Annotated in this window: 20 protein-coding genes and 1 pseudogene; 10 read left to right on the forward strand and 11 right to left on the reverse strand. The window is 66.7% G+C overall.

What is annotated here, in order from left to right; genetic code table 11:
* Positions 1 to 7 precede the first annotated feature (7 nt).
* The 4 genes from DYE23_RS09300 to DYE23_RS09315 all read right to left on the reverse strand — a co-directional run bounded on the left by DYE23_RS09300 (position 8) and on the right by DYE23_RS09315 (position 5,613).
* Positions 8 to 145 (reverse strand): CstA-like transporter-associated (seleno)protein, encoded by a 138-nt coding sequence (locus DYE23_RS09300; protein WP_013472222.1) that lies wholly within the window; start codon positions 143 to 145, stop codon positions 8 to 10.
* Positions 145 to 2,451: a carbon starvation CstA family protein gene (locus DYE23_RS09305; protein WP_115328912.1), complete on the reverse strand. Its 2,307-nt coding sequence runs from the start codon at positions 2,449 to 2,451 to the stop codon at positions 145 to 147. The genes DYE23_RS09300 and DYE23_RS09305 overlap by 1 nt, the downstream gene beginning before the upstream one ends.
* A 107-nt stretch (positions 2,452 to 2,558) precedes the next feature.
* On the reverse strand, positions 2,559 to 4,094 hold the full coding sequence (locus DYE23_RS09310; RefSeq protein WP_099961216.1) for an ATP-dependent DNA ligase: 1,536 nt from the start codon (positions 4,092 to 4,094) through the stop codon (positions 2,559 to 2,561).
* A gap of 1 nt (position 4,095) precedes the next feature.
* Positions 4,096 to 5,613 (reverse strand): molybdopterin-dependent oxidoreductase, encoded by a 1,518-nt coding sequence (locus DYE23_RS09315; protein WP_013472220.1) that lies wholly within the window; start codon positions 5,611 to 5,613, stop codon positions 4,096 to 4,098.
* Positions 5,614 to 5,730: 117 nt separating this feature from the next.
* On the opposite strand from DYE23_RS09315, the gene DYE23_RS09320 reads away from it, so the two are divergent.
* Both DYE23_RS09320 and DYE23_RS09325 read left to right on the forward strand, forming a co-directional pair.
* Entirely contained in the window at positions 5,731 to 6,498 is a 768-nt protein-coding gene (locus tag DYE23_RS09320) for an SDR family NAD(P)-dependent oxidoreductase (RefSeq protein WP_011895163.1), read from the forward strand.
* A gap of 78 nt (positions 6,499 to 6,576) precedes the next feature.
* A complete protein-coding gene (locus tag DYE23_RS09325; protein ID WP_041788685.1) occupies positions 6,577 to 7,629 on the forward strand; it encodes a phosphotransferase family protein in 1,053 nt (350 codons plus the stop codon).
* Here DYE23_RS09325 and DYE23_RS09330 read toward each other — a convergent pair whose 3' ends face one another.
* Positions 7,630 to 8,373, reverse strand: coding sequence for a sulfite exporter TauE/SafE family protein (locus DYE23_RS09330; protein WP_013472218.1), 744 nt, complete (start codon positions 8,371 to 8,373; stop codon positions 7,630 to 7,632). It lies immediately after the preceding gene.
* A gap of 117 nt (positions 8,374 to 8,490) precedes the next feature.
* The gene (locus DYE23_RS09335) at positions 8,491 to 8,757 is read right to left on the reverse strand and encodes a WGxxGxxG family protein (protein ID WP_013472217.1); all 267 of its coding nucleotides are present in this window, start codon (positions 8,755 to 8,757) and stop codon (positions 8,491 to 8,493) included.
* A 480-nt stretch (positions 8,758 to 9,237) separates the two neighbouring features.
* On the opposite strand from DYE23_RS09335, the gene DYE23_RS09340 reads away from it, so the two are divergent.
* Together DYE23_RS09340 and DYE23_RS32025 are read left to right on the forward strand one after the other, a co-directional pair.
* Positions 9,238 to 9,747: a 2-isopropylmalate synthase gene (locus tag DYE23_RS09340; protein ID WP_013472216.1), complete on the forward strand. Its 510-nt coding sequence runs from the start codon at positions 9,238 to 9,240 to the stop codon at positions 9,745 to 9,747.
* 87 nt (positions 9,748 to 9,834) lie between these two features.
* Positions 9,835 to 11,040: pseudogene (locus tag DYE23_RS32025) on the forward strand (IS30 family transposase).
* Between the two features lie 67 nt (positions 11,041 to 11,107).
* Here the strand turns inward: DYE23_RS32025 and DYE23_RS09350 are convergent.
* Positions 11,108 to 12,589 carry a cytochrome P450 gene (locus DYE23_RS09350; RefSeq protein ID WP_011895159.1) on the reverse strand — a complete coding sequence of 494 codons (1,482 nt, stop codon included), beginning with the start codon at positions 12,587 to 12,589 and terminating at the stop codon, positions 11,108 to 11,110.
* A 127-nt stretch (positions 12,590 to 12,716) separates the two neighbouring features.
* On the opposite strand from DYE23_RS09350, the gene DYE23_RS09355 reads away from it, so the two are divergent.
* Both DYE23_RS09355 and DYE23_RS09360 read left to right on the forward strand, forming a co-directional pair.
* A complete protein-coding gene (locus DYE23_RS09355) occupies positions 12,717 to 13,337 on the forward strand; it encodes a TetR/AcrR family transcriptional regulator (protein WP_172527736.1) in 621 nt (206 codons plus the stop codon).
* A gap of 69 nt (positions 13,338 to 13,406) precedes the next feature.
* Complete coding sequence (locus DYE23_RS09360; protein WP_011895157.1) at positions 13,407 to 14,279, forward strand: SDR family oxidoreductase; 873 nt, start codon at positions 13,407 to 13,409, stop codon at positions 14,277 to 14,279.
* 3 nt (positions 14,280 to 14,282) lie between these two features.
* On the opposite strand, the gene DYE23_RS09365 is transcribed toward DYE23_RS09360, so the two are convergent.
* From DYE23_RS09365 to DYE23_RS09380, 4 genes are read right to left on the reverse strand one after another with little or no spacing between them, the layout of a single operon-like run.
* Positions 14,283 to 15,449, reverse strand: coding sequence for an AAA family ATPase (locus DYE23_RS09365; RefSeq protein ID WP_011895156.1), 1,167 nt, complete (start codon positions 15,447 to 15,449; stop codon positions 14,283 to 14,285).
* Positions 15,450 to 15,496: 47 nt separating this feature from the next.
* Complete coding sequence (locus DYE23_RS09370; RefSeq protein WP_011895155.1) at positions 15,497 to 16,213, reverse strand: GAF domain-containing protein; 717 nt, start codon at positions 16,211 to 16,213, stop codon at positions 15,497 to 15,499.
* Positions 16,214 to 16,266: 53 nt separating this feature from the next.
* Positions 16,267 to 17,340 (reverse strand): DNA polymerase IV, encoded by a 1,074-nt coding sequence (locus DYE23_RS09375; RefSeq protein WP_011895154.1) that lies wholly within the window; start codon positions 17,338 to 17,340, stop codon positions 16,267 to 16,269.
* On the reverse strand, positions 17,337 to 17,966 hold the full coding sequence (locus tag DYE23_RS09380) for a TetR/AcrR family transcriptional regulator (RefSeq protein WP_011895153.1): 630 nt from the start codon (positions 17,964 to 17,966) through the stop codon (positions 17,337 to 17,339). The genes DYE23_RS09375 and DYE23_RS09380 overlap by 4 nt, the downstream gene beginning before the upstream one ends.
* A gap of 84 nt (positions 17,967 to 18,050) precedes the next feature.
* Between DYE23_RS09380 and DYE23_RS09385 the strand changes: the two genes are divergently transcribed.
* From DYE23_RS09385 to nrdE, 4 genes are all read left to right on the forward strand, one after another.
* A complete protein-coding gene (locus tag DYE23_RS09385; RefSeq protein ID WP_011895152.1) occupies positions 18,051 to 18,602 on the forward strand; it encodes an NAD(P)H-dependent oxidoreductase in 552 nt (183 codons plus the stop codon).
* A 580-nt stretch (positions 18,603 to 19,182) separates the two neighbouring features.
* On the forward strand, positions 19,183 to 19,437 hold the full coding sequence (locus DYE23_RS09390) for a redoxin NrdH (RefSeq protein ID WP_013472213.1): 255 nt from the start codon (positions 19,183 to 19,185) through the stop codon (positions 19,435 to 19,437).
* Positions 19,438 to 19,487: 50 nt separating this feature from the next.
* Positions 19,488 to 19,934, forward strand: a complete 447-nt coding sequence (gene nrdI, locus DYE23_RS09395; protein ID WP_011895150.1) for a class Ib ribonucleoside-diphosphate reductase assembly flavoprotein NrdI — start codon at positions 19,488 to 19,490, stop codon at positions 19,932 to 19,934.
* Positions 19,901 to 22,069: a class 1b ribonucleoside-diphosphate reductase subunit alpha gene (gene nrdE, locus DYE23_RS09400; protein WP_013472212.1), complete on the forward strand. Its 2,169-nt coding sequence runs from the start codon at positions 19,901 to 19,903 to the stop codon at positions 22,067 to 22,069. The genes nrdI and nrdE overlap by 34 nt, the downstream gene beginning before the upstream one ends.

Consider the following 22,069-nt stretch of genomic DNA (forward strand, 5'->3'; position numbering starts at 1 on the left):
TCCGAGGTCAACAGCAGCGAGCTCCCGGCTCGGCGTCCGCCTGCGCGTGGCGGCGGCGCCAGTACTCGCGCTCGGTCATCGGCACCTGGTCGGCGTGGGTGCGTGCGTGATGGTCGAGGTAGCGCCGATAGTGGTTGTCGCCCATCAGCGTTTTCCAGTACCAGGAGATGTGGCCGAGGATCCTGCGGGTGTCTTCGGTAAGGCGTCCCATTGTTTCTGCACCTCCTTCTCTGCCGGCGTCATCGTCATTCCCGACGGCGCGAACATGCGTGAGGGAACCGGGTCGTCCTCGGTGAGCGGGCTGCCCTTGCCGCGGATCGCGCGCAGTGCCACGACCACTCCCGCGGCGAACACGATGATCACCAGCACCGCGAAGATGATCGACAACGTGCCCTGGATGAAGGTGTTGCGGATGACGGCGTCGAGCTGCCCGGCGTCCTTGGCGGCGCCGAACGCGGTCTGGCCGGCGTCCCGGGCGTTGCGGTACTGGAAGTGCTGGGTCCAGTAGCCGACCTTGGGATCGCCGGAGAAGATCTTCTGCCAGGACGCTGTCATCGTGACGATCAGATCCCACAGCAGCGGAACACCCGGTATCCATGCCCATTTCAGCAATCCGCGCTTGATGATCACCACGGTGACGACGGTCAGTGCGATCGCGGCGAGCAGCTGGTTCGCGATGCCAAACAACGGGAAGAGCGTGTTGATGCCGCCGAGCGGGTCGGTGACACCCATCAGCAGGATCGATCCCCACGCCGCGACGACGATGACGCTGCAGATCCACGCACCCACCCGCCAGCTCGGGTTCCGCAGTTTCGTGAACGGACCGCCCAGGTTGCCGAGTCCGTCGGAGAGCATGAACCGCGCCACGCGGGTGCCGGCGTCGACCGTGGTGAGGATGAACAACGCCTCGAACATGATCGCGAAGTGGTACCAGAACGCCTTCAGCCCGGCCCCGCCGAACACCTGGTGCAGGACCTCGGACATGCCGAACGCCAACGTCGGTGCGCCGCCGGTTCGCGACACGATGGACTCCTCACCGACGCTCTCGGCGGCGTCGGTGATCTCGCCGGCGGTGATCGGCGCGCCCGACAGCCCGAGCCCGTTGACGTAGTCGGCGGCGCTCTGGGCCGTGCTGCCCGTCGAAGCCGACGGCGCGTTCATCGCGAAGTACAAATGCTGATTGAGGATCGCGGCGGTGATCAGAGCCATGATCGCGACGAACGACTCGGTCAGCATTCCGCCGTAGCCGATCAGCCGCATCTGGCTTTCCTTCTCCAGCAACTTCGGAGTGGTGCCCGACGAGATCAGCGCATGGAAGCCCGAGAGCGCGCCGCAGGCGATGGTGATGAACAGGAACGGGAACAGCGAACCCGCGAACACCGGGCCGGTGCCGCTGGCGGCGAACTGTGAGATGGCCGGTGCCTCCATGACCGGTCGGGCGATCAGGATCCCGACGGCCAGCAGCGCGATCGTTCCGACCTTCATGAACGTCGACAGGTAATCGCGCGGGGCCAGCAGGAACCACACGGGCAGCACCGACGCGGCCAGGCCGTAGATGATGATGCACCAGGACAGGGCGACCTTCGACAGCGTGAACCACTCGACACCCCAGTCCGTTTCGGCGACCCAGCCGCCCGCGACCACCGCGAGCAGCAGCAGCGCCACGCCGATCACCGACACCTCCGAGACCCGCCCTGGACGCAGGAATCTCAGATACAGACCCATGAAGATCGCGATCGGGATCGTCATCGCGATCGAGAAGACACCCCAGGGGCTCTCGGCCAGTGCGCCGACGACCACGAGTGCCAGCACCGCGAGCAGAATGACCATGATCACGAGCACGCCCACGATCGCCGCCACGCCGCCGACGACACCGAGCTCGTCGCGCGCCATCTGGCCCAGGGACCGGCCCCGCCGACGGACCGAGATCGACATCACCAGGTAGTCCTGCACACAGCCGGCCACCACGGCGCCGATGATGATCCAGATCGCGCCGGGAAGATAGCCCATCTGGGTGGCCAGGACCGGCCCGACGAGGGGACCGGCGCCCGCGATGGCGGCGAAGTGGTGACCGTAGAGCACCCGCCGGTCGGTGGGCATGTAGTCGGTGCCGTTCTCGAAAACCTCTGCCGGCGTGGCGTTGTCGTCGCGCGGGCGGACGACCTTCATCTCGATGAGCCGTGCGTAGAACCGGAAGCCGATCACGTAGGTGCAGATCGCCGCGACGACGAACCAGACAGCGTTGACCGTCTCGCCGCGGAAGAACGCGATGATCGCCCACGCGACCGCACCGAGCACGGCCACGATCGAGAAGATGATCTTGTGTTTGACGGTGATCGGCGACCTGTCCACGATCGCCACCGGCGGCAGGTTCTTGTCGGTGCGGATGTACGTGATGTCCCCATCGGTCTCTTCGATGCGGTCCGATGATGCTGCGGTGGGTGTGGCCACGATGTCTCGGTCTCCCTCCTCGGCGACGGCGTCTGGACGTCGGTCCATGCCTTGGTCGATACTGGCACCGGACGAAGGGCACGTGTGGGGAAACTTGCCTTTGCGATTCAGTTTCCGCGTTCGTAGATCTCACGCACCGTGTCGATGGTGTCGGCGTCGGTCGCGGCTTTGTCGTCGCGGTAGCGGACCACCCGCGCGAAGCGCAGGGCCATGCCGCCGGGATACCGCGTCGAGGTCTGGAGTCCGTCGAAGGCGATCTCGACGACCTGCTCGGGTCGCACCTTCACCACGTAGTGATCGGTGGCGTCTCCGTCGGCGAGTTCGAGGAACCGCCGCGTCTGCCACGCCAGCATCTCGTCGGTCATGCCCTTGAACGTCTTACCCAGCATCACGAATCCGCCGGTCCCGGGGTCACGGGCGCCGAGGTGGATGTTGGACAGCTTGCCGGACCGCCGACCCGACCCCCACTCCACGGCCAGCACCACGAGATCGAGTGTGTGCACCGGCTTGACCTTCAGCCATCCCGCACCACGACGGCCCGCCTCGTACGGCGCCACGGTCGATTTCGCCATCACGCCCTCGTGTCCCGCTGCCAGCGTCCTGTCGAAGAACTCCTGCGCGGCCCCGGGATCGGAGGTCACGAGGCGGTCGACCCGCTGGCTGTCGGGCGTGACCGCGTCGAGCCTCGCGATCCTCTCGTGGGCGGGCGCGTCGAGCAGATCGACACCGTCGACGTGCAGCAGATCGAAGAAGAACACCGACAGCGGGTTCGACGCGGTATCGGAGGTGCCGCCGCGGCGTCCGAACCGCGACGCGGTGACCTGGAAGCGGTGGGGGCGTCCGTCGGGCCGCAGCGCGATGGCCTCCGCGTCGGCGATCAGGTCCGTCACGGGCAGCGCGAGCGTCGCCTCGACCACCTCGGGCAGTCGCGCGGTGACGTCGTCGAGGCTGCGGGTGAAGATCGAGACGGCATCCCCCCGACGGTGGATCTGCACCCGCGCGCCGTCGAGCTTCGCCTCGAACATCGCGGTGCCGCCCAGCCGATCGAGAGCGTCGGTGACGTCGGCCGCGGTCTGGGCGAGCATCGGCCCGACGGGCTTTCCAGCCTGCAGGGTGAACTGCGCCAGACCCGCGTCGCCGTCGGTCAGAGCGGCGGCGGCCACGGCCGGAAGATCGCCGCCGAGCATCGCGGCGCGACGAACCGTCGCGGCGGGAAGGTCCGCAGCTTTGGCCACCGCGTCGGCCATCACCCCCACGAGGGCGCCCTGCCGGAGCTCTCCGGTGAGCAGGCGCCGCAGGAATGTCTGCTCGACGTCGGTTGCCGCGGAGAAGAGATCGGCGAGAAGCTGGGCGCGTCGCGCCTGCGAGCCCCTGCCGGCGGTGGCGCCGATCTCGCCGAACCTGCGCTCGACCTCGGCGACCGTCAAGGTGGGTTCCGCGGCGGCCGCGGGAACCGACCGCAGGGATGCCCAGCCCACGCCGATCTGGCGCTGCGTCAGCTCGCCGGACAGCCAGGACACGACGATGGCGACGTCCTCCCGGCCGGCCCGACGCAGCAGTTCGGCGATCCGGGCGATCTTCGCGAGCCGGGCCGAGGACGCGGCGACGTCGGCCGAGGCGCCGGCGACGTCTACCAGCAGCACGTCACTTCACCGCGAAGGTGATGGAGTGCCAACCGGTCGCGCCGTCGGGCACGGGGTCGGCCCGGTCCGGCGTCTGCGTGTACCCGCTGTCGTCGGTGGCGCGGACGGTGATCGTGTGGAAGCCGGTGTCGCGGGCTTCCCATGCATAGCTCCACATCCGCCAGGTGTCCCCGGAATAGCTGTCGCCGAGCGTCGCCTGTTCCCAGGGGCCGTCGTCCATCTGCACCTCGACGCTGCGCACCCCGCGATTCTGCGCCCAGGCGACGCCGCCGAACGTCACCGGTCCGAGCGCGACGTCCTGACCACTGCGGGGTACGTCGACGCGCGACGCGGTCTTGATCGGCCCGCGTGCCGACCATCCGAGCCGCGTCCAGTACGCCTGAGCCCGATCGAAACGGGTCAACTCCAGGGCGGTGACCCATTTGGTGGCCGAGACGTAGCCGTACAGACCGGGCACCACCAGCCGGGCCGGGTAGCCGTGTTCGATCGGCAGCGGTTCACCGTTCATGCCGATCGCCAACAGCGCATCGTCGCCGGTGAGTGCCTCCACCGGGGTTCCCGCGGTCCACCCGTCCACCGACATCGACAGCACCATGTCGGCGCCGCTGCGCACCCCGGCTTCGGCGAGCAGATCCTTGACCCGGTACCCCGTCCACACCGCATTCGAAATCAGCTCGCCGCCAACCGGGTTGGAGACGCACGTCAAGGTGATCACCTTCTCGACGACCTCGAAGCGGTCGAGATCCTCGTAGGTGAACGTGACTTCGCGGTCGACCATGCCGTGGATGCGCAGCCGCCACTCCGAGCGGCTCAATTGCGGCACGGACAGCGCCGTGTCGATCCGGTAGAAGTCGTCGTTTCCGGTGACCCAGGACGGCAGCTCAACTCCCTTGGGCTGCACAGACTCCGGGATCGGGGCGGCAGGCGTGTCGATGCGGGGGAGGGCGAAGGCGTCACGGTCGCCGGCGACCGACGACGCCAGCCGGCTGATCACCACACCGGCGACACCGCTCACCGCACCCGCGGCCAGCAGGCCGATGGTCAGCAGCGAGCGCCGCCTGCCCGGGTCGGTCCCCGTCTCGGAGGAGGGGCCATCAAGCCTGTCCGACTGCAGGATTCGCAGGACAGCGACTCCGCAGGCCGTCCCGATCAGGGTCGGGATGATGTCGGCGCCGGTCGAGCCGGCGCGCGAGAGCACCGCTGCGCACCCGATTCCGCCGGCGATCACGATCGCGATGCTGCCGACGGGCCGACGTCTGGTCTCGGCCAGGCCCGCGACTGCGGCGATCGCCGCGATCGTCAGCAGCACCATCACGGCCAGCGCCAGCTTGTCGGCCGTGCCGAACGTGGCGATCGCCCACTCCTTGACCGGGCCCGGGGTGAGGTCGATGACCGACGAGCCGACGGCGGTTCGCACGTCGGCCTCGGGGCCGAATGCGGCGCCGACCAGCGAGGCGACCCCCACCGCCACCGCGGCGGCCGCGACGCCTCCTGCCGCTCTGACGCCCGGTGTGGTCATGAGGCCAAAGTACCGCCGCGGAGAACCCGAAATCCTTACCGAAGCATGTCATCGGCTAGGTTGCTTATGAGCTTTACACATTGACCATCAGTTGGAACGTTCGCGAAAGGCAGACAGATGGAGATCGAGGGCAAGAAGGCCATCATCGTCGGTGGTGCGTCGGGCTTCGGACGGGCGACCGCCGAGGCACTGGCCAAGCGCGGCGCCACCGTCGCGGTACTCGACCGACCGCAGTCCAAGGGCAAGGAAGTCGCCGACCAGATCGGCGGCACCTTCTACGAGGTCGACATCACCGACTTCGAGGGCACCGAGTCTGTGCTGAACAAGGTCGTCGAGGACCTCGGCGGCCTGCACATCGCGGTCACCACCGCCGGAGGCGGCATCGCCGAACGCACGGTGAAGAAGGACGGACCGCACAGCCTCGACTCGTTCCGCAAGAGCATCGACCTGAACCTGATCGGCACGTTCAACATCAGCCGGATCGCCGCGTGGCACATGTCGAAGAACGAGCCGGTCGACGACGAGGCCGAAGAGCGGGGCGTCATCATCAACACCGCGTCCATCGCGGCGTTCGAGGGTCAGATCGGGCAGTTGGCCTACACCGCGTCGAAGGCGGCCATCGCCGGTATGTGCCTGACTATGGCCCGCGACCTCGGCAGCCTCGGTATCCGGGCCCTGGCGATCGCGCCGAGCCTGTTCGCCACCGGTCTGACCGAGGGCATCCCGGACGAGTTCGCGACCGTGCTCACCAAGGATGCGGCCTTCCCGAAGCGTCTCGGCAAGCCCGAGGAGTACGCCAAGCTCGCCGTCGCGATCGTCGAGAACCCGATGCTCAACGGGCAGTGCCTGCGCCTGGACGCCGGTCAGCGCTTCGCCCCCAAGTAAGTAGCCGCCGCGATTTCGGTGTCGTTGGTCAATCTGAGGTTGACCAACGACACCGAAATCGCCATTAGGGTGGTTCGGGTGCCAGTCGATGTGACACTGACCGATGACGCCGTGGCCGCCCTGCAGGAGTGGGTGCGTCGGACCGGTCTCGGCTCGGTGGTCTCCGACGTCGAGCCGCTGACCGGCGGGTCGCAGAACATCGTGGTGCGAGTGCGACTCGACGGCAGCGACGTCGTCCTGCGACGGCCGCCGCAGCATCCGAGACCGACGAGCAACGACACGATGCGCCGTGAGATCGCCGTGCTGCAGACGCTGCGCGGCACCGATGTCCCGCACCCGGAGTTCATCGCCGGGTGCGAGGACCTCGACGTGCTCGGCGTGGTGTTCTATCTGATGCAGGCCGTCGACGGGTTCAACCCCGGCACCGAGATCGACGAGGCCTATGTCCGGGATGCGGGAATGCGGCACCGGGTCGGCCTCTCCTATGCGGCCAGCCTGGCCAGGTTGGGCGCCGTCCCGTGGGAGGGCAGTCCACTGGCGGCGCTCAAACGCCCGGGATCCTTTCTGGCACGCCAGGTTCCGCAGTTTCTCCGGCTGCTCGAAAGCTATCGGCACGAGAACTATGCACCTGAGTCGTTCCCGTCGGTCCATGTGCTCGCCGAGTGGCTGGAGGCACACCGTCCTCCCGACAGCGAGCCCGGGATCATGCACGGCGACTGCCATCTCAACAATGTGCTGTTGCGGCGCGACGTTCCCGAGCTCGCCGCGTTCATCGACTGGGAGATGTGTACGGTCGGCGACCCGCTGCTGGACCTCGGCTGGTTGCTGGTGTGCTGGCCCGACGGCCCGAACCCGATCGATGCCGGCTCCGCGCTCGGTGCGCTCGGCGGGCTGGCGTCGCGGGCCGAGCTGATCGACGCGTACCGGGATGCGGGTGGCCGTCCGACAACACACCTGGACTGGTACATCGCGATGGCCTGTTTCAAACTCGCGATCGTCATCGAGGGCACCTGGTCGCGGTATCTCGCCGGGCGTGCCAGCGCCGAGGCGGGGGAGAGGCTGCACGCGTCGGCGGAGAATCTGATCGCGCTGGGCACGCGGGTGTCGACGGGAGACAACCCGTTCGTGTGATCAGCGGTAGGCGTCGATCCCGAGTTTGACCGCGAGCGCCACCCCGGCAAGGCCGATCGCGAGTCGCATGGGTCTGTCCGGGGTGCGTCGCACCACCACCGGCCCGATCCGGGAACCGACGAGACACCCCGCGCCCAGCGCCAGCACCGCGACCCACTGCACGGGCGCCACCACCGCGAAGATCACCGCCGCGACACCGTTGGCGACACCGAGCACCACGTTCTTGGCCGCATTGGCGTGGGCGAGCGTCTCGCCGCCGAGGCGCAGGAACATCGCGAGCAGCAGCACGCCGGCCGCAGCGCCGAAGTAGCCGCCGTAGATGCAGATCGCGAACACCGCGAGGCCTTGTACGGCCAGGCTCAGGGTGCGTCGGCGACGGGATGCGGTCGAGGGGTCCCCGGCCGGGCGCACGGGCAGAAGAATTGCCAGAGAGGCGAACCCGAGCAGCGCAGGAACGATCTTCTCGAAGCCTTCGGCGGGTGTCGACAGGAGCAGCACGGCACCGGTGACGCCGCCGAGCACGGCGAACGGGATCGCCCGTGTCAACAGGGTGCGCTGACCTCGCAACTCGGGTCGGGAGCCGAGGACCGAACCGACCCCGTTGAACACCAGCGCGACCGTGTTGGTGACATTGGCCGTCACGGGAGGCAGACCGGCCACCAGCAGCGCTGGATACGTGGCGACCGAGGCCAGCCCGGCGATGCTTCCGGTCAGCCCGCCGAGGATTCCGGCTGCGAACAGCATTACCGCATGCAGCCAGGACACCGGCACATTGTGCCCGCAGGTGGTCTCGTGTACGCAGTCGGCAGACGGCGAAACCCTGCCGGTGCGGTGCACCGGCAGGGTTTTCGCGTGTGACTGCTAGACCCGCGGGGGGTTGACCGTGCCGGTGTTGGCGGCCGGCCGGTAGTCGGCGTCCTTGCGCCGCTTGAGCCCTGCGAGTCCCACCAGACCCAGCAGGCCGGCGAGGCCCCACAGACCCGTGTTGTCGCCGTCCTCCTGCTCGGCCTCCTGCGCGACGACGGTTGTGGTCGTGGCCGGAGCCACCGTCTCGGTGGCGTTCGCGATTCCCGCGCCGCCGAACAGCAGCGTCGCAGCAGTACTACCGATGATCAGTGATTTACGCATGTTTTCCTCCCGTATGTAGAGCGTTCGCTCTCGCGGGCAACCAATAGCCCGCCTGGTCGGGGATAAACCTGGGTTTGCCATAAACGTAGAGATTCGCAGCGAAACAGCCGCGTTCGACGTCGCATCGGCGCACTCGATCCCTGCGCTCGGCGTTACCGATAGCCAAATATGTTGAGCAGCTTCATAAACCGTATGACGTGCGATTTCGACGGCTGCGCTGAGCGACGGCGGGCGACCTGACTGCTGGTGCCGCTTCGCATTATGGATTTGCTGGTTCGCTTTCTGGTGAGGATTTAGCAAAAGCCGTGATCTGGCTGGGTGCTATCCGGTTGCATCATCGTCTCCGCCGCGTCTAGCATCGCTGACGTGCCGAAGCTCCTCGTAGTAGCAACCCGCAGCGGGGTCTGATCCAGACCGACCCCTCGCTGTGGGTCGTTGTCACTTCGTCGGTCGCTTTCTTTTCGAGCCCGAGGCCGGCACATGAACGTCTCTTCCAGTACGCATCCCACCACCGCGTCGTCTGCGTCGGCGTCGATGCCGTTCGCCGCTCACGTCGACGGTAGGACGCCCCGCGCGTTGCGCGAACCCGCGGAGAGAAAGTCGTTCGACGAATTTCTCGCCGAGTATGCGCCGACGAGCGGTCCGCTCCGGCTCGGTCAGTGGACCTGCGTCGACGATGACCGCCCCGGGCGCCGACTCGGGCCACAGGCACGGCAGTACCAGGCCACCCTCGCCGTCGGTGACCGGATCGCGACGTCGCGCGCCGCGGCGTGCGGGCCCGTCGCGGCGCTCACGGAGATGCTGCACGAGCATGGCGTCGCGATCGAGATGACCGCGTTCCATCAGGTGCCGGCCGGCGATCACACCGCGACGTTCATCCGCGGAAGTCGTTGCGGCGGCGAGCAGTGGGCGATGGGATGGTCCGACGACTCGACCGACTCGGCCCTGCGCGCCGTGATCGCCTGTGTCAACCGCCTGCTGACCGAGTGACGAGCGCGCCGAAACTGCATTCCAGCAGCGGAAGTTCGGGGCGGATTCATACGGTCAGTGCAACATCCGTTGAATGGAGGAGTTGCTATGCCGTCGGGAGTGGCTGTTGGGTGGCCGGTGAAGCGGGAGTTCTTTGATCTGGTCTGTGACGGGATGCCTACGACCGAGGCATCGCTGGCGGTGGGTGTGTCGCGACGGACTGGATGGTTCTGGTGGCGCCAGGCTGGCGGGATGAAATTACGCAAAGGTGGTGATGGGCTCGGCGGTTTGGCCGATGCCGGCGATTTGGAACGTCCGGGTGGGCGCGGGCGCAGACTCAGCTTCGCGGAACGCTTTGAGATCGATCGCGGCTTGCAGGCAGGACGCAGTTATGCCGAGATCGGCCGTGAGCTGGGCCGCGACCGCTCGGTCATCGCCCGGGAAGTCAAGCGGAACTGTCTGCCCGACGGTCGTTACCACGCACTGATGGCCCATGCGGCTGCCAGCCAGAAAGCCCGCAGGCCCAAGACGTTCAAGCTCGACAACCCCGTGTTGTGTGCGCTGATCGCGGGGTGGATGGATGAGGGGTGGAGCCCCAAACTGATCTCGCAGGTGTTGGCCGAGGTCTACGCCGGTGACAAGCTGATGCAGGTGAGTCACGAGACCATCTACCAATGCTTGTACGTGCAGACGCGCGGCTAGTTGCGCGCTGACCTGCATAAATGTCTCTCAACGAAACGTCAGGCCCGTAGCCCGCGAGGGCATCGTGGCCGCACCGGGGTTTATGACCCGGACACGATCTTCACCATTAGCGACCGCCCGGCCGAGGCCAATGACCGGGCCGTGCCTGGCCATTGGGAAGGTGATCTGATCCTGGGCGCTCGTCATGGCAGCGCCATCGGCACCCTGGTCGAGCGTTCCACCCGGTTTGTGATCTTGCTGCATCTGCCGGTCGATCACACCGCCCAATCGGTGGCGGCAGCGATGATCGAGGCTATGGGCGAACTGCCCGCCCATCTACGGCGCTCGATCACCTGGGACCGGGGTAGCGAGATGGCCAGCTGGAAACACATTCAGATGCAACTGAACTCGCCAGTGTTCTTCTGCGATCCTCATTCGCCATGGCAGCGCGGCACCAACGAGAACACCAACCGGCTCCTGCGGTTCTGGTTCGAGAAGGGCAGCGACCTCAGCGTGCACACACGAGACGACCTCAACATCGTCGCGGCGAAACTCAACAACCGACCGCGACCCACCCTCGACCTCGACACACCCGCACAGCGCATGGCCGCCCTACTTAGCCAAGCCGCATAGCCGTGGCGCTAGCCGCTTGACTTTGCGCGGGTGACCAGCTGCTGGAATGCAATGTCGGCGGAAAAGGTCAGTGCAGTGGGCGCAGCACGATCGGCATGCCGTCGATCGGCACCGCCATCCCGCCGTGGTCGTAGCGCGGCCGGTAGTTCGGGCTGACGGGCTCGAGCCGGTACTTGCGCAGCAACCGGTGCATCACCGTCTTGATCTCCAACTGGCCGAAGACCATGCCGATGCACTTGTGTGCGCCACCGCCGAACGGCGCGAACGCGTAGCGGTGCTTCTTGTGCTCGTTGCGCGGTTCGGCGAAGCGTGCCGGATCGAACTTCTCCGGATCGGTCCACAGCTCCGGCAGCCGGTGGTTGAGCGCGGGCCATGTCATGATCGCGGTGCCGGCCGGGATGTAGTACCCGAGCAACTCGGTGTCCCGGACGGCCTCGCGGAAGTTGAACGGCAGCGGCGTCACCATCCGCAACGCTTCGTTGATCACCAGGTCGTAGGTTTCGAGCTTTTCGAGCGCCTCGATGTCCAGCGGGCCGTCACCGATCCGCTCGGACTCCTCGCGGCAGCGGTCCTGCCACTCCGGATTGGCCGCGAGGTGGTAGGCCATCGTGGTCAGCGTGGAGGTCGAGGTGTCGTGTGCGGCCATCATCAGGAAGATCATGTGACTGACGACGTCCTGGTCGGTGAAGCTCTGGCCGTCCTCGTCCTGCGCATGGCACAGCACGCTGAACATGTCGGTGCTCTCGGAGCGGCGCTTCTCGGCGATCCCGGCGTTGAAGTAGTCCTCCAGCGTCTTGCGCGCCCGGATACCCCGCCACCAGCTCAGCGGCGGCACCGGCTTGCGCACGATCGCGTTGCCCGCCCGGGTGGTGGTGGTGAACGCCTCGTTGACGGTGGTCACCAGTTGCTTGTCGGTACCGGCCTTGTGGCCCATGAACACGACCGACGCGATGTCGAGCGTCAGCTCTTTGACCGCGGGGTAGAACAGGAACCGACGGTCGTCGGCCACCCAGTCGTTCGCGATCACCGCAGAGGCGACCTGATCGATGTGCTCGACGTACCCGGTCAGCCGGCTGCGGGTGAACGCCTCCTGCATGATCCGGCGGTGGTACATGTGGTCCTCGAAGTCGCGCAGCATCAGGCCGCCTTCGAAGAACGGTCCGATCACCGGATCCCATGCGCGCTGTGAGAAGTCCTTGTTGCGGTTGGAGAACACCGCCTGGGTGGCGTCGGGGCCGAGCGCGCCCACTGCGGGCAGCACCTGCGAGCCGGAGTAGTAGACAGGTCCGTACTTGCGGTACTGGTGCAGGATGAAGTCCGGTCCGCCGCGGAACATCTCGATCATGTGCGCGACGATCGGCAGCCCGTTGTCGCCCCTGACCGCTTTGAGGCCGCTTCCGGCAGGCGGCTCGGCCAGGATGATCTCGTCCCACTGCTTCTCCAGAAGGCGCTTTTCGATCGCGCCCATGCCCGGGATCGTCACCGGAGTCGGCTTCAGGCGTCGTTTCGCCTGATCAAGGAGGTATTCCGGGGTTGAGATCGCAGTCATTCAAGCACTCCTGGAAATGGGGGCTGTGGCCGATGTCACTGTGTGCCTATCCTGGTGTAGCGACTTGACGCCTGTCAAGTTTCCGAAAGTTTGTATCTGAGGTGGTGCGATGCCAAGGTCTAATTCCATGACGGCCGAACCCGCACCGACAGACCTGCGTCGCAGCAGAGGCGACAGGCAGCGGGACGCGATCGTGACGGCCGTGCGGGAACTCCTTCACGAGCGTCCATTCGCCGAGCTGTCGGTCAGCACGATCAGTGAGCGCGCCGGGGTGGCACGGTCGGGCTTCTACTTCTACTTCGACTCCAAGTACGCGGTGCTCGCGGTGATCATCGCCGAGGCGATGGCCGAACTGGACCAGCTCACCCACAGTTTCGCGCCGCGTGACGAGGCCGAGTCGCCGTCGGAGTTCGCCAAGCGGATGGTCGGATACGCAGCGATCGTCTTCGCGTCGAACGACCCGATCATGCGTGCCTGCAACCTCGCGCGGAGCACCGATGCCCAGATCCGCGAGATCATGGACGACTTCCAGAACACCGTCGTCGAGAAGATCGTCGGCCTGGTCGGCCGCGACGCGGGCGCCCGGCCGATCTCCGATGACCTGCCCGCGCTGGTGCGGGTGATGATCGCGGTGACGTCCTCGACGCTCGCACACGACAGCGCTTTCGTGGGCCGTGACGGGGATCCGGCGCGCGCCCTCGCCGTCGTGGAACGGTTGTGGGAGAGCAGCCTGTGGGGCGGCCAGTAGAGAGTCGCCGGTGCGGTTCCACCGCGCCGCCGGGAGGGCGGCCGTCGGCGCGCCGGTAGTGTCCCGCGTATGGCGCAGCGGAGCGGATCTGACAGGTTCTCCGGTAAACGATGCTTCGTGACCGGCGCGGCCAGCGGCATCGGGCGGGCGACTGCCCTCAAACTCGCCGCGAGGGGTGCTGAGCTCTATCTCACCGACCGGGACGCCGACGGTCTGGCGCTGACGGTCGCCGACGCCCGCGCACTCGGCGGAGTCGTCGCTGAGCATCGCGCGCTCGACATCTCCGACCACGACGCCGTGGTCGCGTTCGCCGACGACATCCACTCCCGGCATCCCGCGATGGACGTGGTCATGAACATCGCCGGCATCTCGGCGTGGGGAACTGTCGACAAGCTGACCCACGACGACTGGACCTCGCTGATCAACATCAACCTGATGGGCCCGATCCACGTCATCGAGACCTTCGTACCGCCGATGATGGAGGCTCGCCGTGGCGGGCACCTGGTCAACGTGTCGTCGGCGGCCGGCATCGTGGCGCTGCCCTGGCACGCCGCCTACAGTGCCAGCAAGTACGGGTTGCGGGGTCTGTCCGAGGTGCTGCGGTTCGACCTCGCCCGCTACCGCATCGGGGTCTCGGTGGTGGTGCCTGGTGCCGTGCGGACACCGCTCGTGGACACGGTGCGTATCGCCGGCGTCGACCGCGACGACCCGCGAGTCCAGAAGTGGACCAACAGATTCTCCGGGCACGCCGTGTCACCGGACGTGGCCGCCGACAAGATCCTCGACGGTGTGGCCAGGAACCGCTATCTCATCTACACCTCACTCGACATCCGTGCGCTGTACCTGTTCAAACGCACCATGTGGCTGCCGTACAGCATCGCGATGAAGCAGGTGAATCCGTTGTTCACCCGGGCGCTGCGCCCGAAGACCAAGCAACGCTGAGCTTTACCGCCTGCCCCAGTCCCACGGGGGCATCGTCGACAGGTCCTGATCGCCGACCCTGGTCTCGCCCCAGTCCTTGTACAGTTCGATCTCCCACGCGTCGCCGTCCGTACCGATGGGCTCGGCGCCCAGGCATTCTCGCAGCATCGCCGAGTGGGTGACCACGACGAGCTGAGTCCGTGTCGCCGCCTCGCCGATGAGGCGGGCCAGGGGTGGCACCAGGTCGGGATGCAGTGAGGTCTCCGGCTCGTTGAGCACCATCAGTGACGGGGGTTGCGGGCTCAGCAACGCGGCCGCCCAGAGCAGGAAACGCAATGTGCCGTCGGATATCTCGGCGCTGCGCAGCGGTCTCAGCATGCCGCGCTGGTGCAACTGGAGATCGAACAGGCCGTCGGTGATCGCGACCGACACCGTCGCACCGTCGAAGGCGGCATCGACGGCGCGCGCGAGATCACCGTTCCCGGTCTCCAAGATCGTCTGGATCGCCGCGGCCAGGTCGGAGCCGTCGTCGGCCAGAACCGGTGTGCGGGTACCGACCTGGGGTCGACGTGCCGGGGCATCGGCGTCGGCGCGGAAGCCGTCATAGAAGCGCCAGTTGCGCAGCCGCTCACGGACCATGGCGAGCTCGGGCGACGCACCCGCCCAATCGGTCAGCACGCTGCGGTGTGCGGGAAGGTTGCGCGCGAGTTCGTCGAAACCACGGCCGGTGTCCGAGGCGACCTCGACCATGCCGCGCACCCGGCGCACCAGGGTGGTGGTGCTGCGGGCCACCGGGCCGGCGAACACGAGTTCCCGTTTGATCTCGGGGTCGCGTCCGAACGCGGTCTCGGTGGCCTGCGGCAGGCCGAGATCGATCAGGTAGCCGAAATCGTCACCGGCATAGCCGAGTTCGATGGACACCGACCGGCTCCGGGGGCCGCCCTGCGCTGTTCCGGTGCGGCGCGCGCCACCGAGATGTTCGGGCCCGGCCCACAGTGCCGACGCGACTCCACCCTCGCGCGCGAACGATCCGATCACCTCGCCCCGGCCGCAGTCGGCGAGCAGCCGAAGGGCCCGGTACAGCGAAGACTTACCGGTGCCGTTGGCGCCGGTGATGACGGTGAGCCGGCGCAGGGGCAGCACGAGGTCACGCAACGAGCGGTACCCACGGATGGCGACGGTCTCCAGCATGCCGTCGAGCGTATTGTCCGGCTCGGACATCCGGCGGGCGGCGTGGGTCAGGCGGCGCCCCTGCCGAAGATGCGATCGCAGATGATCGCGGTGAAATCCTCCAGGATCTGGATGTGACCGTCGGTCCACCGCCGCGGCGTGGAATCCCAGACCGCCAACGTACCGATGGTGTGTCCGCCGGAGTTCGTGATCGGCATCGCGGCGAACCCGACGACGAAGCCGTCGAGGACCATCGGATGGTCGCGCAGCGCGGGATGAGACCGGGCGTCCTCGACGATCACCGGTTCGCCGGTCGCGACGATCGGCCGTGAGATCGACCGCTCCAGGGAGACCTGCCGGGCCGCGGCGAGGACACCTGGCATGCCGATCGCGCTGGGCAGATACACGCTGTCGCGGTCGACCAACGACACCACCGCCGTCGGCACGGCGAGTGCCGCCACGGTCATCTCCACGATCCGGTCGAGGACCGGTCCCCGCCGCTCGTCGAGCAACCCGGTCTCGTAGAGGGCCTGCAGCCGTTCGGGATCGGCGATGACGGATCCCGTGTCGGCGGGCAGACCCGGTCGCGGCGGGGACAGATCCATGAGCCGCAGCCGGCGCAGGATGCCGTCGAGGTCCGGGTCGCTTCGGCGCGCCATCTCGACGGCGATCCGCGCGGCGACGGCGCGGGCGATGAAGACGTCGACGGGCTCACCCGCCCGCGCGGCCTCGTCGACAAGTGCGTCATCGAGGCGCTCGTCGAAACCCGGGACCTGCGACGCCATGACGGCCACGGTAGCGCGGCTTGCTGGGTGCGAGCCGGTTTCGGCTCCGGGGATCAGCCTCGAGCGGCCGTCGCCGACGGCATCGCCAGTTCGAGGCGGACGCCGAGAAGGCGGACAGGCCGCTGGAGATCGAAGGCGTCGAGCAGAGTGGTCGCCGTCGAGATCACCGCGTCTGCGTCGATGGTCGGTTCCGGCAGTTTCCGGATCTTCGACCTGGTGTGGAAGCTGCTGGTCCGAAGGGTCACGGCGACGTGGGTGACGATCCGCTGCTGCGCGATGACCTCGTCGAGGGTGCGTCGGGCGAGTTCGGTGACGGCTTCGTCCATCGCCGCCCGCTCGGTCAGATCCTGCGGAAAGGTGATGACGTGGCTGCGGGACCGCGGCACCCACGGCTCGGCGCTGACCGTGGTATCGCCACCGCCCTTGGCCAGCAACAGGATCCAGAGTCCCGTTGTCGGTCCGAATGTCTTCGTGAGCTCTGCAGAGTCAGTGCCCGCCAGATCCGCGACCGTCGTGATGCCGATCGCCGCAAGCTTTTTCGCGGTCTTCGGACCGACACCCCACAGGGCGTCGACGGGCCGGTCGCCCATGACCGGCATCCAGTTCTCGTCGGTGAGCATGTGCACGCCGGCGGGCTTGCCGAAGCCCGTCGCGACCTTGGCGCGTTGCTTGTTGTCGCTGATCCCGACCGAACACGTCAGACCCGTCTGCGATGCGACGACAGTCTGGATGTGCCGGGCGAGCGCGAACGGATCCGACACGCGCGCACCGACATATGCCTCGTCCCAGCCCCAGACCTCCACGGGATGGCCGAGATCGCGCAGGATTCCCATCACCCTGTCCGAGGCCGCGTCGTAGGCCTCCGGATCGGACGGCAGAAACGTCGCGTCGGGACAGCGGCGGGCCGCGGCGCGCAGCGGCATCCCCGCGTGCACACCGAAGGTCCTGGCCTCGTACGAGGCGCAGGTGACGACCTTGCGTGGCTCGGCCGGATCGCCGTTGCCGCCGACGATCACCGGGAGGCCGACCAGGTCGGGGCGGCGCTGTAGTTCCACCGAGGCGAGGAACTGATCCATGTCGACGTGAAGGACCCAGTCGCGCTCTCCGGCCGCCGGGGGGTCGCTCATGTGCCGCAGAGCTTGCGCGCCACCGTCTCCCACGCATCAGCGATGCTCTCCAGGGAGCGTCCCAGGTCGGTCCGTTGATGGTGGACGTAGTCGGCGTCCAGCAGTGCGAGCAGAGCGGCGGCCTGGGCATCGAGATCGCCGGTCGTCTCCGCTTCGTCGAGCAGCAGGCGGACATGGCTGTGGTGCAGGGTCATCGGAGCGTTGAACCGCATCTGTGGGTCGCGGCCGACGTCGGAGAGCAGCGCATGGTGGGTGTCGACGAACTTCAGGCGGTGCCGGCCGTATGCCAGGAGGCGCTCCAGTGGCGGTGCGCCCGGTCCGAGCGGTGGTGGGCCGAACAGCAACGCGTGTTGCTGCGCCTTCTCGTCTTCGTCGAGGAGCACGATCATCAGGCCCGCACGGCTGCCGAAGCGGCGGAACAGCGTGCCCTTGCCGACGCCCGCCGCGTTGGCGATGTCGTCGGTGGTGACGCTGTCGGCGCCGCGTTCGTCGACCAGACGCCGCGCCGCGTCGAGCAGAAGCACCCGATTGCGTGCCGCGTCCCCACGTTCGGCGGCGCGCTCGGAGGGGCCGGATTCGGCCACCGACAGCACCGGCAGCCCGTTCCGGTTCTCGGGTGCGCTCACCTGGCAACTTTAACTCAGCCGGAATAGAACGGACCGCGGTCCGGTTAGTGTGTGTGACGATCGTCCACGACCTGAAGGAGAGCGATGTCCGAGAACGGCAGCAGCACGGTACTGGTTCTTGTCGGAAGTCTGCGCGAAGCGTCGGTGAACCGTCAGCTCGCCGAGCTCGCCGTGGAGTCCGCGCCGGCGGATGTCGACGTGGAGTGGTTCGACCGGCTCGGTGAACTTCCGTTCTACAACGAGGACATCGACACCGCCGACGTCCCGGAACCGGTCGCCGCACTGCGGACCGCCGCCGCCCGTGCCGATGCCGCCCTGGTCGTCACGCCGGAGTACAACGGCACGATCCCCGGCGTGTTGAAGAACGCCATCGACTGGCTCTCCCGCCCCTACGGCGACAGTGCGTTGAAGGACAAGCCGCTCGCGGTCGTCGGTGCAGCGCTGGGTCAGTACGGCGGTGTGTGGGCCCACGATGAGACGCGCAAGTCTTTCGGTATCGCAGGTCCGCGGGTGGTCGACGGCCTCGAGCTCTCGATCCCCACCAAGACGCTCGACGGCAAGCACCCGCGGGAGAGCGACGACGTGGTGGCGCGCCTGCGCGACATCCTCGGCAAGCTGGTCGCCGAGATCGACTGACGCGCCTTTGTCACGGGTGAATCCTTGCCGCGGACGCCGGCTGGGCGCCGTCGACCATCGCTGACGTCGAGCCCCTGCGCCCGGGCGCGGGGCCCCACGGCCGTCGATGGCGGACGCGGTGCTCGGTGACGGCTTTGCTGGCTCCGTGAAGAACCTTCCATCCTGTTTGCTGACGCGGCGTCGGCCGCCGAGGCGCGCGCCCGACGATGTCGGTGGGCTCTGGTAGACCGATCGGCGCACCAGGCGGCACCGCGGCGACACGCCGTGTGACACGCGACACGCCGACGAGGGAGGGCTCGAAGCGCTTACGACCAGGGAATTTCAAGAATGTCATTCAGAACATCTTGTATCTCTTCGGATTGTCGGACACTAGGTGTAGTGTTTCGAACACCGACAGACCCCCGATATCCAGGGGCCGGCCGGGGCCAGAACTTCCGGTGAAGTCGGGGTCACCACCCACCGACTCGCTACCCGGACGGCCTGGAATTTCGGTGACCTCGCGGTCGCTGATACTTAGCGACCCGCACGACCGCAGCAGTTGCCAGCTCACCCAGCCTTCTTGATAGGAGCCGTACCGCAGATGACTCAGCCAGCACCCGTCACCGTGTACACCAAGCCGGCCTGCGTGCAGTGCAACGCGACCTACAAGGCGCTCGACAAGCAGGGCATCGCCTACGAGGTCGTGGACATCAGCGTCGACACCGAGGCGCGGGATTACGTGATGGCCCTGGGCTACCTGCAGGCCCCCGTCGTGGTGGCGGGCAGCGACCACTGGTCGGGCTTCCGCCCCGACCGGATCAAGGCGCTCGCCGGCGCGGTCACGGCCACCGCATAGCGCGTGGCCTGACGGTCACCGACAAGTATCGATTCGTGGGAGGAGTGGCCGTGGCCAACATCGTCTACTTCTCCAGCGTCTCGGAGAACACCCACCGATTCGTCCAGAAGCTGGAACTCCCCGCCATCCGGATCCCGTTGAAGGACCGGATCCGGGTGGAGGAGCCCTACGTGCTCATCCTTCCGACGTACGGCGGCGGGCACGCCAACGGTCCCGATCCCGATCGCGGGGGCTATGTCCCCAAGCAGGTGATCGCGTTCCTCAACGACGAGCACAACCGATCGTTGATCCGCGGCGTCATCGCCGCGGGCAACACCAACTTCGGCGCCGAATTCGGCTACGCGGGGGTCGTCGTCTCCCGAAAGTGTGACGTCCCTTTTCTCTACCGCTTCGAACTCATGGGAACGACGGACGACGTGTTCGCCGTCCGCGCAGGATTACAAGACTTCTGGAAGGACCAGTCGTGCCCCCAACCGTCACAGCTGCAGAACCGTTGACCACCGGCGCGCACGCGCTTCCGGGTGAGATGGACTACCACGCGCTGAACGCGATGCTGAATCTGTATGACGCAGACGGCAAGATCCAGTTCGAGAAGGACGTGCAGGCGGCGCGGGAGTACTTCCTGCAGCACGTCAACCAGAACACGGTGTTCTTCCACAGCCAGGACGAGAAGCTCGATTACCTGATCGAGAAGAACTACTACGAGCGCGAGGTGCTCGACCAGTATTCGCGCAACTTCGTCAAGGGGCTGCTCGACCGCGCGTACGCAAAGAAGTTCCGCTTCCCGACGTTCGTCGGCGCGTTCAAGTACTACACGTCCTACACGCTGAAGACCTTCGACGGGAAGCGTTACCTGGAGCGGTTCGAGGACCGCGTGGTGATGGTCGCGCTGACGCTGGCCTCCGGTGACACCGTGCTCGCCGAGAAGCTGGTCGACGAGATCATGGACGGCCGGTTCCAGCCGGCCACGCCGACCTTCCTCAACTCGGGCAAGAAGCAGCGCGGCGAACCGGTGTCGTGCTTCCTGCTGCGCATCGAGGACAACATGGAGTCCATCGGGCGCTCCATCAACTCGGCGCTGCAGCTGTCCAAGCGCGGCGGCGGAGTCGCGTTGCTGCTGACCAATATTCGCGAGCACGGCGCCCCGATCAAGAACATCGAGAACCAGAGTTCCGGTGTCATCCCGATCATGAAGCTGCTGGAGGACTCGTTCTCCTACGCCAACCAGCTCGGCGCGCGTCAGGGCGCCGGCGCGGTGTACCTGCATGCGCACCACCCCGACATCTTCCGGTTCCTCGACACCAAGCGCGAGAACGCCGACGAGAAGATCCGCATCAAGACGCTCTCGCTGGGCGTCGTCATCCCGGACATCACCTTCGAGCTCGCGAAGAAGAACGAGGACATGTACCTGTTCTCGCCGTACGACGTCGAGCGCGTGTACGGGCTCCCGTTCGCCGACATCTCGGTCACCGAGAAGTACTACGAGATGGTCGACGACGCGCGGATCCGCAAGACCAAGATCAAGGCCCGCGAGTTCTTCCAGACGCTGGCCGAGTTGCAGTTCGAGTCGGGTTACCCGTACATCATGTACGAGGACACGGTGAACCGGGCCAATCCCATCGACGGCAAGATCACCCACTCGAACCTGTGCTCGGAGATCCTGCAGGTCTCCACGCCGTCGCTGTTCAACGAGGATTTGTCGTATGCCAAGGTGGGCAAGGACATCTCGTGCAACCTCGGCTCGCTCAACATCGCGAAGGCGATGGATTCGCCGGACTTCGCGCAGACCATCGAGGTGTCCATCCGCGCGCTCACCGCGGTGAGCGATCAGACCCACATCTGGTCGGTGCCGTCGATCGAGCAGGGCAACAACAGCTCCCACGCGATCGGTCTCGGCCAGATGAACCTGCACGGTTACCTGGCGCGTGAGCGGATCTTCTACGGCTCCGACGAGGGCGTCGACTTCACCAACATCTACTTCTACTGCGTGCTCTACCACGCGCTGCGCGCGTCGAATCGCATTGCGATCGAACGGGGTACGGCGTTCGGTGGATTCGAGAAGTCGAAGTACAAGTCGGGGGAGTTCTTCGACAAGTACACCGATCAGGTGTGGGAACCCAAGACCGAGAAGGTACGCGGGCTCTTCGCCGATGCCGGCATCCGGATTCCCGACCAGGAGGACTGGAAGCAGCTCAAGGCCTCGGTGCAGGAGCACGGCATCTACAACCAGAACCTGCAGGCCGTGCCGCCGACGGGCTCGATCTCCTACATCAACCACTCGACGAGCTCGATCCACCCGATCGCCAGCAAGGTCGAGATCCGCAAGGAAGGCAAGATCGGTCGGGTCTACTACCCGGCGCCCTACATGACCAACGAGAACCTGGAGTACTACCAGGACGCCTACGAGATCGGCTACGAGAAGGTCATCGACACCTACGCCGCCGCCACCCAGCACGTCGACCAAGGGTTGAGCCTGACACTGTTCTTCAAGGACACCGCCACCACCCGCGACGTGAACAAGGCGCAGATCTACGCGTGGCGTAAGGGCATCAAGACGCTGTACTACATCCGGCTGCGTCAAATGGCCCTGGAGGGCACCGAGGTCGAGGGCTGCGTCAGCTGCATGCTGTAG

The sequence above is a fragment of the Mycolicibacterium gilvum genome (genome assembly GCF_900454025.1).
Taxonomy (GTDB): Bacteria; Actinomycetota; Actinomycetes; order Mycobacteriales; family Mycobacteriaceae; genus Mycobacterium; species Mycobacterium gilvum.

Excerpts from the sequence above, each read along its gene's own strand:
- DYE23_RS09300 (WP_013472222.1), bottom strand. The coding sequence starts at position 145 with ATGGGCGACAACCACTATCGGCGCTACCTCGACCATCACGCACGCACC.
- DYE23_RS09315 (WP_013472220.1), bottom strand. The coding sequence starts at position 5,613 with ATGACCACACCGGGCGTCAGAGCGGCAGGAGGCGTCGCGGCCGCCGCG.
- DYE23_RS09320 (WP_011895163.1), top strand. The coding sequence starts at position 5,731 with ATGGAGATCGAGGGCAAGAAGGCCATCATCGTCGGTGGTGCGTCGGGC.
- DYE23_RS09330 (WP_013472218.1), bottom strand. The coding sequence starts at position 8,373 with ATGCTGTTCGCAGCCGGAATCCTCGGCGGGCTGACCGGAAGCATCGCC.
- DYE23_RS09335 (WP_013472217.1), bottom strand. The coding sequence starts at position 8,757 with ATGCGTAAATCACTGATCATCGGTAGTACTGCTGCGACGCTGCTGTTC.
- DYE23_RS09340 (WP_013472216.1), top strand. The coding sequence starts at position 9,238 with ATGAACGTCTCTTCCAGTACGCATCCCACCACCGCGTCGTCTGCGTCG.
- DYE23_RS09350 (WP_011895159.1), bottom strand. The coding sequence starts at position 12,589 with ATGACTGCGATCTCAACCCCGGAATACCTCCTTGATCAGGCGAAACGA.
- DYE23_RS09355 (WP_172527736.1), top strand. The coding sequence starts at position 12,717 with ATGACGGCCGAACCCGCACCGACAGACCTGCGTCGCAGCAGAGGCGAC.
- DYE23_RS09360 (WP_011895157.1), top strand. The coding sequence starts at position 13,407 with ATGGCGCAGCGGAGCGGATCTGACAGGTTCTCCGGTAAACGATGCTTC.
- DYE23_RS09365 (WP_011895156.1), bottom strand. The coding sequence starts at position 15,449 with ATGCTGGAGACCGTCGCCATCCGTGGGTACCGCTCGTTGCGTGACCTC.
- DYE23_RS09370 (WP_011895155.1), bottom strand. The coding sequence starts at position 16,213 with ATGGCGTCGCAGGTCCCGGGTTTCGACGAGCGCCTCGATGACGCACTT.
- DYE23_RS09375 (WP_011895154.1), bottom strand. The coding sequence starts at position 17,340 with ATGAGCGACCCCCCGGCGGCCGGAGAGCGCGACTGGGTCCTTCACGTC.
- DYE23_RS09385 (WP_011895152.1), top strand. The coding sequence starts at position 18,051 with ATGTCCGAGAACGGCAGCAGCACGGTACTGGTTCTTGTCGGAAGTCTG.
- DYE23_RS09390 (WP_013472213.1), top strand. The coding sequence starts at position 19,183 with ATGACTCAGCCAGCACCCGTCACCGTGTACACCAAGCCGGCCTGCGTG.